We start from the raw sequence: 15421 nt of genomic DNA, 5'->3' as shown, positions 1-15421 counted from the left end.
AAACATAAAAGGTAAAAAAACACAAAAGCGACGGTCTTCACAGACAATCGCTTCCATCTTCAATAGGTATTAGTTCTTTTAAGGTAAAAAGATTGTTTTCAGGATAACGTTGGCAAAGGTATGGAAAAGTTTTGTATTTTGCAAACTTTTCTTTGATTTTTTTTAATTATAATTGTTGTGTGGGTACACAATTACTTGATTTGTATCTATTTTTATAACAAAAATAAAGAAATAGATTATTCTTGAAGTTTTTTCAATCTGCGTTTTGCATCATTAGCTTCTGGGTATAATTCAAGCGCTTTTTGGTAATTTCTTATCGCAGCATCTTTCATTTGCTCTTGTTCGCACTCTTTTCCTAATAATGTATATTCTGCGGCCAATCGTTTTAAGATTTTGTCACGACCAAGTTTTTCTTTACGTAATGCTTCGATTTCTGCTTTTTGTTTATTTATGATACCTAATTTATGTTGAATGAATCTACGTGCTAATGGCTTTTCAATATCATATCTGCTATGAATGGCTAAAAAGAAATAATCGAGAAAAGATTTATAATCTCCCTTGTTAAATGCTATAATAGCATCATGGTATTGATGGTCGGCTTTGCCTTCTTGCATGGCGCGTTCAATGATGTTTTGATCATTATAACGTCGGGCAAAATGAACGACTTCGCTTCTAACGAAAATGTCTTTCTGTCTGATAGGTTCTTTTAGCGAGATACCTTTAAGTGACGTGCATCTTGAAAGGGCAACATAAGTTTGCCCTCCAGCAAATACTCCACCAGTGAAGTCGATAGAAACTTGATTGAATGTGAGACCTTGGCTCTTGTGTACTGTGATGGCCCATGCAAGTCGGATGGGAAACTGTGTGTAAGTTCCAAGCAACTCTTCTTCAATTTTTTGTACTTTCTCATTGAACGTATAGCGCATATTTTCCCATACTTCACGTTCAACAAATAGTTCATTGCCTTCTTCTGTCATTATGGTGACGACACCTTCTGGTTCATCTATTTCACTTATAGTTCCAAGTGTGCCATTTACCCATCTTTTTTCTTTGTCGTTTTTAATGAAAATGATTTGGGCTCCTACTTTTAACTGAAGTTCCATTGGCGTAGGGAGTGATGACTCAGGAAAGTCTCCTTTTATATTTCCGAAGAAAACCGACGGAAGTCCAGGCAGTTCTTTTAATCGTTGTTCGTTGGTATAGTCAACTACATCGCGGCGTGCTGCTAAGATGATGCGAAGAGGGTTTGTAGTGGTCTCCAATGAAACATTTCTTTTCGAGTCTTCTTGCGAATTTATAACAACACGACTATTAAGGTCGTTCAGGTCTTGAGTAGTGGCGTTGTTTTCACGGATACGATCGAGAATCTTTATAAAATGCTCATCTTTTTGTCGATAGACTTTCCGAAGTTCTATACTTACCAATTGCATTTGCTGCCAAACTTTGGCGTTGAAAAAATATGCAGATGAGTAAAATGGTGAGAGTAACCGTTTGTCTTCTTCTTTTAGGACAGGTTCCAACTGGTAAATATCACCCACCAGAAGGAGTTGCTTTCCACCGAAAGGTTCATAGTTACGAGTATAGATGCGTAGTACTTTATCAATAAAATCAATGATGTCGGCTCTTACCATCGAGATTTCGTCGATAATAATCAGTTCAACCTCACGAAGAAGTTTCTTTTGCGCATTTGTGTATTTTAATGTTTCTCGGATGTGTCTTCGATCGTACTGTGTATCGTTTGGTAATAATGGATGAAAAGGGAGTCGAAAGAAACTATGGAGAGTAGCACCGCCAGCATTGATTGCGGCGATACCAGTAGGAGCAAGAATCACATTTTTTTTCTTTGTATTCTGCGCTACATATCGGAGAAATGTCGATTTACCCGTACCAGCTTTTCCTGTAAGAAAAAGTGAGCGACGAGTATAGTTGACAATTTGTAGAGCATCTTGCCACTCTTTGTTGTCTAAGTCCAGTTCCATGTTATATGTATGGAAGCTATTGTATATGTGATATTTGTAAACAATGATATATTACTGAATTGAATCACTATTCAATAGATTATTACCGTCATAATTTGTATCCCAGTTTCCCAAACTGTCTGTGTTGATACTATCATTGGGATCGAAATAAACGCCTTCACACTGATACATGCTCGGCGTGATAGTTACATCCTTCGATTTCTCAAACTTACCATGGTATTTCTGGAATTTTACATCTGAGAGCACTTTCTCATAAAAAGCGCCACAGATAGGAAGAGCCGTTCGCGAACCTTGTCCTAGCTGACCTGTGCGGAAATGGATTGCTCGATATTCCCCACCTACCCATGCACCACAAACCAATTTAGGGCAGACACCTACGAACCATGCATCTGAATGGTTATTAGATGTACCTGTTTTACCACCAAATTCTGTATCATTGAAATTGCGTACAAACGTCCACATATTCATACTTGTTCCTCCACGTTCGCGCATACCTGCCATTAGCATTTGTTGCATGAGAAATGCTGAACGGTAAGGGACTGCTTGACGTTCTTCCGACTTCGCAGTGTATATGGTATTACCATCACGATCTTCTATTTTGGTAACAAGTATAGGCTCATGGAACACTCCATCATTTACTATTGTTGTATACGAATTGACTAGCTCGAGTAGATTCACATCGCTAGCACCAAGAGCAAGTGAAGGTGTAGGGTCAAGCTTACTTTTGATGCCCATTGCATGTGCGGTATTTACAACATTGTCAATTCCTACTTCCTGTCCAATCTTAACTGCTACTGAATTGATGCTTTGAGCAAAAGCTGATTTCAGTGGCATATCCATATTACTAAAATAGCCATTAGCATTTGTTGGAGCCCAGATAACTTCTTTTTTCTGAACTTCATCATATACCTTCATGCCAAAGTATGAATCCATACGTGTGTCACAAGGAGTTAATCCTTTGTTCATAGCTTCAGTATAAACGAACAGTTTAAAGGTAGAACCAGGCTGCCGCATAGCTGTAACTTTGTCGTATTTCCATGTTTTGAAATCGATATCTCCTACCCAAGCTTTTACATGACCAGTATTTGTTTCCATCGCTACAAATCCACAATGCATAAAATGTTCCATATAGCGAATGGAGTCGAGTGTTGACATTTCTGTTTCATACGTTCCGTCATAGCTAAACAACTTTACCGGATGAGGTTGGTTCAGATAGAAGTCAACAGAATCAGGATCATTAGGGAACCTGCGCTGTAGATATTTGTAAACGGGCAGACGTTTGGCTATGTTCTCAATGAAATTCGGGATTTCTTGATGGCGTTCGTCCTGCCATGGATTCATTCCCCTCCAGTGATCATTGAACCGTTTCTGGAGTTGTTCCATTTGAGTCCAAGCTGCTTCCTCAGCATACTTTTGCATACGTGTGTCAATAGTGGTATAGATTTTTAGTCCAGACGTGTATAAGTCAACATCATTTTCTTTGCACCAATCATGTAAATAGGTGGCAATCTCTTCACGGAAATAGGTTGCCTGTCCATCGTATGCACTCTCAACGCTATAGTCGAGGTCTATATCTTTCTTTTTCAGCGAGTCGCATTGCTCTGCAGTAATATCACCATGCTTCAGCATCAGATCCAATACTACATTTCTGCGTTTTTTGCTGTTATTTGGGTTTAAGCGAGGATTATAGTATGTGGTAGCCTTCAGCATTCCTACAAGTATTGCTGCCTGATCTGGTGTGAGGTCTTTTGGAGCAATACCAAAATATGTTCTGCAAGCTGTTTTTATGCCAAACGAGTTAGAACCAAAGTCAACAGTGTTGGCATACATCGTAAGTATTTCTTCTTTTGTGAAGTTAATTTCCAACTTTACCGCTGTTATCCATTCCTTACTCTTAAGAATAAGCATCTTCAGGCCTGGTACGTTTCCCAACAAACCCGTAGAGTATTCTGAACGTGTGCGAAATAGATTTTTAGCCAACTGTTGAGTAATTGTTGATGCACCACGAGCATCATGATGTATTGCATAATCTTTTAATGCGGCAAAGAATGCCTGGAAATCGATTCCGAAGTGATGATAGAAACGTTCGTCTTCCGTATCGATAAGAGCTTTCCAGAAAATGGGGTTCACTTCATTGTAAGTCACAGGAGTACGGTTTTCGCTGAAAAACTTACCGATTAGTACACTGTCGGCACTATAGATTTCGGAAGCCTGTGCCGGACGAGTGTTTTTCACTGTTTGCATGCTTGGCGACTTTCCAAAGAGCCAAAGGAAATTGTTGTCAACAGCAATCAGATATAGAAAGAAAGCAAGGATACATGAAAGTAGTCCTGATACAATCTTTATATACCAAGGACGCCCTTTGAAAAACCATAGAAAGGAATTCCAAATAATTAGTATGTAGACATGGAGATACTCATTCCATATCCTTTTAATCTGAGATCCCATCAATTTGAAGTATCCATCCATTTCGTTCATAATCTTTCTTTAAGTTTTAACAAGTAGTATTGTCTACAATCGATGATTGTTTGATGTATTCAATAATCTCTTCTTTTTGATCAGGTGAGAACCATTTAACTTCTGGATCGCGCTTAAACCATGTTAACTGTTTGCGTGCATAACGTCGAGTATTTCCTTTCAGTCGTTCTATAGCTTCATCTAATGTCCAAACACTATCAAAATATGCGAACATCTCTTTGTATCCCACAGTGTTAAGTGCATTAAGTTCGCGTAAAGGATAAAGAGCTCTTGCTTCTTCCATAAGCCCATGCTTCATCATTAAGTCCACCCGATGGTTTATGCGTTCATAGAGTTCATTCCGGTCTCTATTTAATGCAATCTTAATAATGTGGAACGGACGTTTTTTCCTTTCGTTCTTACGAAACGATGTGTAAGTTTTTCCAGTCATTATACAAATCTCTAATGCATGAACAACTCGTCTAGGGTTTAATCTGTCAACAATTGCCCAATGTTCAGGATCAAGTTCGTGTAGTTGATTGCAAAGCGCTTCAAGTCCTTCATCTGCCAAACGTCGTTTTAACTCTTCGCGTGTATTATCATCTACTGTTGGAATATCGTCAATACCATTACATACAGCATCTATATACATCATGCTTCCACCAGTCATCAATGCGTAATCGCTATCTTTGAATAACTCTTCAAGAAGAGTCATTACCTGCTGCTCGTAGATAGAAGCACTAAAGTAATCCTTTATGCTTTGTGTTGCCACAAAGTAATGCCGCACCTGCCGCAATTGTTCTTCGGTAGGTGCGGCCGTTCCTATTTTCATCTCTCGATATATCTGTCTTGAATCAGCATTGATAATCGGGATATTGAATTGACTTGCCAAATTAAGACATAAATCAGTCTTACCGACAGCCGTTGGGCCTGTGACAACGATTAAAGTCTTCAATCTTCTGTTTTATGACTCCTTTTTGTAGGACGATGTCTTTATTATCTAATGATGCCACGTTTTGAATTCTCTACAAAACTGCAGATGTATTCCACTTCTTTTGACTCAGGATATTTAGCACGAGCTTCAGCAATACCTTCTTTCAGTACGCTGCTTGCATAGATAATTCTATATGTGTCATGAATAGCATCAATCACCTCGTTTGAGAATCCTCTACGGCGCAGGCCAATAAGGTTTACACCAGCAAAACGAACAGGCTCTTTACCTGCTATTACATAAGGAGGAATGTCCTGACTCGTACGGGTACCTCCTTGAATCATGACATAACCACCAATATTATTAAACTGATGAACAAGTACTTCTGCAGAGATAATAGCATTATCATCTACCACAACTTCACCAGCAAATTTAGTAGAGTTGCCTATGATACAACCATTACCAATAACACAGTCGTGCGCCACATGCATGTTTTCCATCAGCAGATTGCCCGATCCTACAACTGTCTTTCCTTTTGAGGCAGTTCCTCTACTTATCGTGACATTCTCTCTGATAGAGTTGTTGTCTCCAATTTCAGCTGTTGTTATTTCACCTTTGAATTTCAGGTCCTGTGGTTTAGTTGCGATACTTGCACCTGGGAAAAACTCGTTATTGTTGCCGATACGAGCACCATCATGAACGGTAACGCTATTGATAAATTTGTTGTTATTGCCAATCACCACATCTTTGTTGATCACACAGAATGGACCGATAATATTGTTGTCACCGAGTTTGGCTTCTGGGGCAACTACGGCTAAAGGGTGAATCGTATTCATGAGCTTTAAATTTCTAATGATTATTTTTCAACATAAAATTGTTGACTTATTTGTTTTTTACAATTTGAGCTGCAAAAGTAGCTTCAGATACAACTTTGTCGCCCACAAATGCATAGCCTTTCATCGTTGAGATTCCGTGGCGTAATGGAGCCAACAAATCGACCTTGAAGATTAGTGTATCACCAGGTACAACTTTTTGACGGAATTTCACACCATCTATCTTCATGAAGTAAGTAGAATAGCGCTCTGGTTCGTCAAGTGTGTTCAGTACAAGCAGGCCACCACATTGAGCCATCGCTTCAATCTGAAGGACACCTGGCATAACAGGTTCCTGTGGGAAGTGTCCCTGGAAGAACGGCTCATTTGAGGTGATATTCTTCACGCCCACGATACTTGTAGAACCAAGACTAATTACCTTGTCCACCAACTGCATGGGGTAGCGATGGGGCAGTAATTCACGGATTCGGTTAACATCCATAATTGGCTCGTCATTTGGATCATAGAATGGTGCCTGAATTTCGTGTTTGCGAATCTCAGAACGCATCTGACGTGCAAACTTATTATTGATAGTATGACCAGGACGAGTAGCAATGATACGACCTTTGATGGGTTTTCCAATAAGAGCCATATCTCCGATAATGTCGAGTAGCTTGTGTCGTGTACACTCGTTTTCCCATTGTAATGGCTTGTGCTGAATGTAGCCCAAATCGTTGGCATCACGATGCTCAACATGAAGCATATCAGCAAGCATGTCAAGACGTTCCTGAGTTGTCTGACGTTCATAGATAACGATTGCGTTATCAAGATCACCGCCCTTAATCAGGTTTGCTTGCAACAGAGGCTCAATATCGCGCACAAATACAAAGGTGCGTGCACTAGCTATCTCAGTAGAGTAGAGCTGTGGGTCGTCGAGTGTTGCAAACTGCGAGTTGATAAACTTGCTTTCAAAAGAGCACATCGCTGTTATAGTAAAGGCATCGTCAGGCAGGATGGTAATACATGAACCTGTCTGTTCGTCCTTAATTTCAATCTTCTTACGAATGGTGTAATAGTCCTTTGGCGCATTCTGTTCTTCAATACCAATTTCCTGTATCTTGTTCACGTAAAGAATAGCTGAGCCGTCCAAGATAGGAAACTCAGGACCATTAACCTGAATGAGGCAGTTATCAACGCCTAAAGCGTAAAGTGCAGAAAGTCCGTGTTCAACTGTTGAAACTCGTATGTCGCCTTTTCCCAATACTGTACCACGCTGTGTGTCAACCACATTTTCAGCTACAGCATCAATAATTGGCATACCTTCAATATCAATACGTTGTATTTTATATCCGTGATTCTCGGGCGCGGGATTGAATGTTACAGTTAAGCTCAATCCCGTGTGCAGACCTTTTCCGCAGAGAGAAAAGCTGCCTTTCAGCGTCTTTTGTTTCATCATATCGTTCATGAATTAAATACGGATTTACTTGTTTCTAATTGTATGATTTAAGATTTGTGATTTTTCAATTCTTCTATTTCCTTTCTCAAGGCGTTCAGTTCCTTATACATGTCGGGCAAACGACGGAAAATAGCTTGAGACTTAAAGAAAGGTGTTGGTTCCATTGGGGGGGTGCCAATAAGTGTCTGATTGGGCTTAATGCTACCAGGAACACCACTCTGAGCACCTAAATTTACATGGTCTCCTATGGTTATGTGACCTGCCAATCCCACCTGACCGCCAAACATGCACCATGAGCCTACCTTGGTTGAACCTGCAATACCTACTTGTGCTGACATAACAGTATTCTCACCAATTTCTACATTGTGGGCAACTTGAATCAGATTATCAAGTTTTACACCTTTATGAATAACGGTTTGACCCATTGTTGAACGGTCAATACAGGTGTTTGCGCCTATCTCAACATTATCTTCGATTACGACAATGCCTATTTGAGGAATTTTATCATATCCTTCCACATTGGGAGCGAAACCGAATCCGTCGGCACCAATGACGCTTCCTGCATGAATGGTAATGTTGTTCCCCAATCGGCATCCCTGATAGATAGTTACATTTGGATAGAAAAGACAGCCGGTTCCTACTTTTACGCCATCGCCTATGACCGCGTGTGGGTAAATCTGTGTTCCGTCACCTATTTCTGCGCCATCGCCAATGCATGCAAAAGCTCCGATATATACATTCTCACCAATTTTTGCCTTAGGCGAAACGAATGCAAGTGGGTCAATACCAGTTTTCTTTGGCTTCATAGATTCATATAACTGCAACAAACGGGCAACTGCCTCATAGGCATTTTTTACACGAATCAAAGTGGCACTGACCTCTTGTTCTAGCTCGAGATCTTCGTTTACCAAGACAATAGTCGATTCTGTACTATAAAGATAATGGGTGTATTTGGGATTAGATAGGAACGAAATGGCTCCTGCCTGACCTTCTTCAATCTTGGCAAATGTGTTTACGGCTGCATTTTCATTGCCTTCTACACGACCTCCAATTAATTCAGCTATTTGTTTTGCTGTGAATTCCATTCGATTTTATTGTTATTGCAATAATTTTGTGCAAAGGTACAAAAAAAATCAAAATCTTTGATAACAAAGATAATATTTTCTGATTTTTTTTGAAAGTAGGGCTACGTTCAATATTTCTGAGGCTTCTGATATGTCTTTAATAGTACCGTCCTTGTATAGGATATCGATGGAGTCATCGTCTATGGAATACATGTCTTTCTGTATTCTGTTCAGACTCATCAGATAGTGAGCATCTTTTATGTCAATACCTACCGATTCTGCTATTTTCTTTTGAAGCTGTTCTATAGTTTCTTGGCTCACAGGGTCATCGTGTACTTCAACTTTGAAAATTTTCCGGTCCAACATGTCTGTTGCCAGTATGGAAAGAATGCGGTCTGGACTGTGTTTCCACGCTTTCATTGCACTCCACAGGTCGCTATCATCCAATTCTTCGTACATCTCTAATGCCTCTTCATGCTCAGCAAACCATTTTCTATCTACATCGTTCTTCAAGAAGTAGCTAAGTGCTGGCGATGCAAAGACTTCCATCCCGTTATGGACAAGTTCTTTTGCGCGAGTAAGCATGTTTACCAAAACTTTTTCATACCCGACAGCTGTTTTGTGTAGATATACTTGCCAATACATTAGACGGCGGGTAGTTAGGTAGTTTTCAAGTGAATAGATTCCTTTCTGTTCAACCACCAGTCTGTCATCGACTACATTCAGCATCTTGATGATTCGTGCAGATCCGATGTTCCCCTCAGTTACTCCCGTAAAGAACGAGTCACGCCTTAGGTAGTCCAATCTGTCCATATCCAGTTGTGATGAGATTAACTGATGCAGAAAACGCTTCGGATACTCATCTTTGAATATGGAAATTGCCAAATTCAGACGTCCGCCCATGTCACGATTAATCTGTTCCATCATCATGAGCGAGATGTCTTCATGTGATATTCCGCTGATAAGTGTATTCTCCAATACATGCGAGAAAGGTCCATGTCCTATGTCATGCATTAGAATGGCTGCTTCTACGGCTTCCGCTTCACTATCAAATATAAACTGGCCTTTTTGCTGTAAGGACAGAATCGCTTCGCTCATCAGATGAAAAGCACCCAGTGAATGTTGAAAGCGCGTATGACGGGCACCAGGATATACTACAGAGGCCAGTCCTAACTGGTTTATTCTATTTAATCGTTGCATCAGTGGGTGACGCACTATATCGTAGAGTAGCCCGCGAGGTATTTTGATAAATCCGAATACAGGATCGTTAATGATTTTGGCGTCGTTCATGTTATTCAACGATTCCAGCTTCTTTCCATTTGGCAACAAGTTGCTTTACGTCATTCCTTGCTGTTTCTTCATCTACTTCATATTCATCTGTCAGAAGCGATACCAACTGTTCTTCCGTGAACTCTTTGCCTTCTATGTTTTTCCATAGGTAGGCTGATGACTCGTTCATATTGATAATACGACTAAAGTCTATGTTCTCTATTCCTTCAGCTGTTATAATATGCTCGCTACAGATAGTACGCAAGCGGAATCCTTTTTTTGTTTTCATAATGTTAGTCGTTATAGGGTGTTTTTTTATGAATTCAATTTTCTTTTATTAATGCATTCATTTACTAACTGCATCAGTAGTTTGAAAGCTTAAGTTATTTACGCTTGAATCGTTGTGGAATGTGTGGATGTAATAGGAAAAGAAGGTAGCGGCGAATAGGGTAGAGCCGCATCCATAACCAGGAATACGCTTTCCATTTCCATCCATTGGTGGAATCCAATTTATTTCTTCCTTTACGGTAAAAACCAATTACATTCGCTTTTACGTCTTTCAGTTTGCAATATTCATTTGAAAGGTTTCCGTCTCCACGAAGTGTCACATTATCGCCTTCGATCTTTATGATGCGGTGAAGCACGTATTTACCTTTCCAGATTTCTGCAAGAACTGCATCGCCAACTTTTGGATTGTTTGCTGCAATAAGAAGTGCTTTGTCTCGCCCGTCTTGCAGAAAAGGTCGCATGCTTCGACCTCTCAAAGGCAACGTGACTGTTTTTCCTTTGAATGATTCAAGTTCGCTGACCACAAAACTCAGGAACTCTTCATTAGGCAATCGTATGATGTTCTTGGGCATTTTAATTTGCTTTCTGAGTCAATTCTGTTAGCCTTTGGCAGCTAACTCGTGCAGCCTCTTCGTCTGGCTTGCAATACATGGTGCATACGGGTACTGAGGCGATGAGGTCAGATAACGTGTTACACAGGTGATTGTAAAGCGTCGAATCCCACTTCATTGACGAGCATGCAGGCAGTAATGATGCAAAAGCCTGTACTACCGGCTCTCGTTCTAAATGATTGTCGTTTGCCCGTTCAATGCGTGTTAAGGCGCCTAACCGAACTTTAACATTGCGGTAGCAAGGTGTCTTTCCGCTCCACGGTGAACCATATATATAGGGTTGACCATCAGCTTCAATGCGTACTATAGGGTTGTCATCGTTCATAAGCTCAACTTCCTCGATGTATTTCATCCAGAGCGATGTATGAGTACTCTTTCCTGTTCCGCTTTTTGCATGAAAAGGAAATGCTTTCCCCTTATAACTGATACAGGAAGCATGAATTAAGAGCGTTTTTTGATATGCTCCGGCAAAAGCATAAACGAGCATAAGTGCATCGTTTAGTCCAAACGAACGCATTGTCCAGTTGCCGTTTAAGGCACATTTGCAGTTCCTGAACTCGTTGTGACAAATGAGTAAACAACAACTTCTTCCGTGAATATCACGAATAATATATTGATATCCTCCATCAGACAACAGATAAACGGCGGTGTCGCCGTTACCGGTGTCAAAATTCCTGATGAGTGTCTTTTGGGGTTCAGGACGTAGCGTGTCATCAACGGTAAGTGTGAAGAGTGTCTCTTCGTTCTTATCCTCCTTGCACGTAAAAGGCATAAAAGAAGGCAGCAACGTAATGTCGCTCTCAGTATTGTCTGTAAACTGAATGCGTATTCCGTGACCGCCTATGGTGAAATTATATTCCTTCACTTGTGTCTTTCTACTGTGCGTTTTTACGCTCGCTTTTGGCTTCTTTGCGAGCTTTTCTTGCCTCTCGTTTTGCTTGTTTCGCTAACTTCTTTTGTTGTGCAGCCAGCTTAGACTGGTCTTTGGCTTGCTGAATTCTGTCTTGTTCGGCCTGAATATATGCGTTGATATCAAACGGGCGGAATTTGAATTCATCATTGTTCAAGATACGAACATCATATTGTGCTTGGCCATTCTTTGATTGCGTATATAGTTTTCGCAATTTTAGATACTTCTTTTCTGCTTTGCTTTTGCTCTTGTTGAAGAATACCACACAGGTACGGTTTGGCATTTTTTTCTCTTCATTCAAGAAATCGCGGAACTGACGTGAGTATGAATCCCTGCCAATGAGAAATTTGCTCTTGGATTGAATCCATACTGAGTCAACTTCCATCACGTTGGTCATATATACGATAGAATCTGTAAATGATGCAGCAAAGGCATACATATACATTTTAGGCACCATCACCTCTTTAGCTGAGGCTTTTCCGATGGTTGTTATGGTCAGCAGGAAAGCGACCAGAAGTATTTTTGTTAATTGTTTCATTGTCCTAAATAACTCTTCAGCGACGCATTCTTCCGATTGTCGCGCAGACGTCGTATCGCCTTTTCCTTAATTTGGCGTACGCGCTCGCGGGTAAGGTCAAATTTTGCGCCGATCTCTTCAAGGGTCAACTCGGGCTGGTTAATACCAAAATATGCCTCGATAATATTGCGCTCTCGTTCGTTGAGCACTTTCAGGGCAGTATTTATTTCTGTCCTTAACGATTCCCGTACCAATTGTTTGTCGGCCATAGGTGAGTCGTCGTTCACCATTACGTCGAGTAAGGAATTCTCGTCGTTGGTGAAGGGGGCATCAACCGATACTGAGTGGCCGTTAACGCTCATCGCCTCGTCAATTTTCTCTTTCGGCAGGTCGATGTGCTCGGATATCTCATCTACCGAAGGACGTCGCTCGTTCTCCTGCTCGAACTTGTTCAGAATGCGGTTTATCTTTCCTACCGCTCCTACTTGGTTCAAAGGCAGGCGAACGATGCGACTCTGCTCGGCAAGTGCCTGTAGAATGCTCTGACGAATCCACCACACGGCATATGATATGAATTTAAAGCCACGTGTCTCGTCGAACTTCTCGGCTGCTTTTATGAGGCCAACATTGCCTTCGTTGATAAGGTCTGGTAAACTTAGACCTTGGTTTTGATACTGTTTTGCCACTGAGACAACGAATCTTAGATTGGCTCTTGTGAGCCTTTCCAATGCTTTGCGGTCACCCTTTCGGATGCGCTGTGCAAGTTCTACCTCTTCTTCAACACTCACCAATTCTTCTCGACTTATCTCTTGCAGATACTTGTCAAGTGCTTCACTTTCACGGTTAGTGATAGATCTGGTAATCTTCAGTTGTCTCATGGTTAGTATGGTTTAAAAATGCGTAAGTGCAAAGTTAACGCATTTTCACGAATCAGCCAAATAAATTGACTAAAATTATTCGTTTTGCAGGTAAACCACAAATCCTGCACGCTTTCCAGTTGGGAAAATACCGTTTACTACGAGCATTTGTTCCTTCGACTGGTTAGCTTCTTTAACAGCCTGTTCGAGATCTTCGAATGTGCGCATAGGTTCTCCGTTGACTTTGAGGATGATAAAGCCTTTAGTTACACCAGCTTCTTTCATCTTGCCACCATTTACCTTCAGCACTTCAAGTCCGTAGTTGATTTCCAGTTGTTCTTTCTGCTGTTTGGTAACAGGACGGAAATCTGCTCCCAGTACATCGGTATTGGCATTCTTTACAACCTTTGTGTTGCCCTGTTCATTTTTCAGCGTAAGGGTAACGGTCTTCTTTTTCTTATCGCGGAGGTAAGTTACAGTAATCTTGTCGCCAGGACGCTTTTGTGCAATGACGCCTGAAAGCTCGCCAAACTTAGTGATTTTCTGTCCGTCGATATGTGTAATCACGTCGCCAGTCTTCAACCCGGCATCTTCTGCAGCACCGTCTTCAACTACTTCTGCTACATAGATTCCCTCCATTGTGCCAAGATCAACCTCGTTACCTTTCTCTTTTTCACTATCTACGTAGGCATTCACATCACTTCCTTTAATGCCAATCATAGCTCGTTGTACGTTTCCGTATTTCTTCAGGTCTTCTACCACTTTATTCATGATGGTAGTAGGAATAGCGAAACCATAGCCTATGTTTGATCCGGTTTGTGAGTAAATCATGGCGTTAATACCAATCAGTTCGCCATTGGTGTTTACAAGTGCGCCACCAGAGTTTCCTTGGTTGATGGCGGCATCAGTCTGAATCATTGACGATACGCCTTCGCCCATTGTACGAGCTTTGGCTGAAACGATACCGGCTGTAACTGTATTGTTAAGTCCGAGAGGATTGCCTACAGCCAGTACCCATTCGCCCACCTTTACGTTGTCGCTGTTGGCCACTACGATAGCAGGCAGGTTCTTGCCGTCAATCTTGATGAGTGCCAGGTCGGTGGTCTTGTCGGCACCGATGATTCGGGCAGAGTATTCAGAATTGTCGTTCAATGTTACTGTCAATTCGTCGGCTCCGTCAACCACGTGGTTGTTGGTTACAATATAACCATCAGTTGAAATAATGACACCTGAACCGGCAGCTACACGTTTGGGAGTTTGAACCTGACGCTTCTGCTTGCCGCTGTTCCCACGTCCGAAGAATCCGCCAAAAGGATCGCTGAAAAAATCTTCGAATGGATCGCTATACTCAACAGTTTGCATCTTTGAGTTCTGCGTGTTCTTTATATATACAACTGTCGGCAGTGCCTTGTCGGCTGCATAAGTTAAATCTACCGGTTGGGCTGCAGGAGCTGCGCTCATGTGGGTTACTGACGTTTCTGAAGGGGTGGCAGCACATGTATTGTTGAAGGCTGCTACTGAGAATGCAATGGCTACCACGCTCAGGGCGGGTACTACATAATTAGATATTTTTTTCATATTCGCATTGTTGTTTGTTAATAATCTGTTTTTAATTAAATGCAATGATGCAAATATATTGTCAAAAGTTTGAAACCTGCCAATTTGGCATTATTTTTCTTGCATTTTAACAATTCAAAAAGATGGTTTAAGTTCTGTTTGCGGCATGCTTTACGAATTTTACATTCATTTAATGAATTAAATTTTTTACTATCCGGTTAAAATTAACCAATGGAATTGTCGGTGTAAGAATTATTTTGTACCTTTGCACATTAGAAAGCACTGTTCCGGCTTGTCGCTGGCCTTTCTGAAAGGAGAGACGAGAGGAAAGTCCGGGCAGCATAGGGTGCTCCACTTCTGAAAGTAGAAGCAGTTGGCGACAGCTGGATATGGAAGAAGAAAATAACCGCCTCATTAAGCCTTCTTAGGCTCCGCAAGGAGAACCAAGCGGGTGGGGTAAGGGTGAGAAGGTAGTGTAAGAGACTACCAGGCGGCGGGTGATCGTCGCGCTGTTCCATCTGGAGGCTGCAAGTTCATGTATACCATCGTTTTTGCCTTCGGGCAAATGGAGGGTTGCCCGTCCAAACGTATGTACGGTGGAGGGTAGAACGCTAGAGACATACGGCAACGTATGTAGTAGATAAATGACAGGCGCTGGCTTTATTGTCAGAACAGAACCCGGCTTATAGGAGCAGTGCTTTCTTTTTATTGAT

At 41.3% G+C, this 15421-nt stretch carries 13 protein-coding genes and 1 other RNA gene; 1 reads left to right on the top strand and 13 read right to left on the bottom strand.

The annotated features are described in order from the left end of the window. Window positions 1-236: 236 nt before the first annotated feature. The 13 genes from L6475_RS07355 to L6475_RS07295 all read right to left on the bottom strand — a co-directional run bounded on the left by L6475_RS07355 (window position 237) and on the right by L6475_RS07295 (window position 14729). Window positions 237-1979, bottom strand: coding sequence for an ATP-dependent RecD-like DNA helicase (locus L6475_RS07355; RefSeq protein WP_237818625.1), 1743 nt, complete (start codon window positions 1977-1979; stop codon window positions 237-239). Between the two features lie 51 nt (window positions 1980-2030). Next, window positions 2031-4457 (bottom strand): transglycosylase domain-containing protein, encoded by a 2427-nt coding sequence (locus tag L6475_RS07350; protein WP_237818624.1) that lies wholly within the window; start codon window positions 4455-4457, stop codon window positions 2031-2033. A gap of 16 nt (window positions 4458-4473) precedes the next feature. Next, window positions 4474-5391 (bottom strand): tRNA (adenosine(37)-N6)-dimethylallyltransferase MiaA, encoded by a 918-nt coding sequence (gene miaA / locus L6475_RS07345; RefSeq protein ID WP_237818622.1) that lies wholly within the window; start codon window positions 5389-5391, stop codon window positions 4474-4476. Window positions 5392-5432: 41 nt separating this feature from the next. After that, on the bottom strand, window positions 5433-6203 hold the full coding sequence (gene lpxA / locus L6475_RS07340; protein WP_237818620.1) for an acyl-ACP--UDP-N-acetylglucosamine O-acyltransferase: 771 nt from the start codon (window positions 6201-6203) through the stop codon (window positions 5433-5435). A gap of 46 nt (window positions 6204-6249) precedes the next feature. Then, window positions 6250-7635 (bottom strand): bifunctional UDP-3-O-[3-hydroxymyristoyl] N-acetylglucosamine deacetylase/3-hydroxyacyl-ACP dehydratase, encoded by a 1386-nt coding sequence (locus tag L6475_RS07335; protein WP_237818618.1) that lies wholly within the window; start codon window positions 7633-7635, stop codon window positions 6250-6252. A gap of 47 nt (window positions 7636-7682) precedes the next feature. Beyond that, window positions 7683-8720, bottom strand: a complete 1038-nt coding sequence (gene lpxD, locus L6475_RS07330) for a UDP-3-O-(3-hydroxymyristoyl)glucosamine N-acyltransferase (protein WP_237818616.1) — start codon at window positions 8718-8720, stop codon at window positions 7683-7685. A 48-nt stretch (window positions 8721-8768) separates the two neighbouring features. Beyond that, window positions 8769-9989, bottom strand: coding sequence for an HD domain-containing protein (locus L6475_RS07325; protein WP_237818614.1), 1221 nt, complete (start codon window positions 9987-9989; stop codon window positions 8769-8771). 1 nt (window position 9990) lies between these two features. After that, window positions 9991-10257, bottom strand: coding sequence for a PqqD family protein (locus L6475_RS07320; protein WP_237818612.1), 267 nt, complete (start codon window positions 10255-10257; stop codon window positions 9991-9993). Window positions 10258-10351: 94 nt separating this feature from the next. Next, window positions 10352-10828 (bottom strand): S24/S26 family peptidase, encoded by a 477-nt coding sequence (locus tag L6475_RS07315; RefSeq protein WP_237818611.1) that lies wholly within the window; start codon window positions 10826-10828, stop codon window positions 10352-10354. A 1-nt stretch (window position 10829) separates the two neighbouring features. Beyond that, window positions 10830-11732 (bottom strand): hypothetical protein, encoded by a 903-nt coding sequence (locus tag L6475_RS07310; protein WP_237818609.1) that lies wholly within the window; start codon window positions 11730-11732, stop codon window positions 10830-10832. 10 nt (window positions 11733-11742) lie between these two features. Beyond that, window positions 11743-12315: a hypothetical protein gene (locus tag L6475_RS07305; RefSeq protein WP_237818607.1), complete on the bottom strand. Its 573-nt coding sequence runs from the start codon at window positions 12313-12315 to the stop codon at window positions 11743-11745. Continuing rightward, window positions 12312-13172, bottom strand: coding sequence for an RNA polymerase sigma factor RpoD/SigA (locus L6475_RS07300; protein WP_237818605.1), 861 nt, complete (start codon window positions 13170-13172; stop codon window positions 12312-12314). The genes L6475_RS07305 and L6475_RS07300 overlap by 4 nt, the downstream gene beginning before the upstream one ends. Window positions 13173-13247: 75 nt before the next feature. Further along, complete coding sequence (locus tag L6475_RS07295) at window positions 13248-14729, bottom strand: Do family serine endopeptidase (protein WP_237818603.1); 1482 nt, start codon at window positions 14727-14729, stop codon at window positions 13248-13250. 258 nt (window positions 14730-14987) lie between these two features. On the opposite strand from L6475_RS07295, the gene rnpB reads away from it, so the two are divergent. Beyond that, window positions 14988-15410, top strand: an RNA gene (rnpB, locus tag L6475_RS07290) — RNase P RNA component class A. The last annotated feature ends 11 nt before the right edge of the window (window positions 15411-15421 follow it).

The sequence above is a fragment of the Prevotella sp. E9-3 genome (assembly GCF_022024015.1).
GTDB lineage: Bacteria > Bacteroidota > Bacteroidia > Bacteroidales > Bacteroidaceae > Prevotella.
This window is presented reverse-complemented; position numbering and strand designations above follow the sequence as displayed.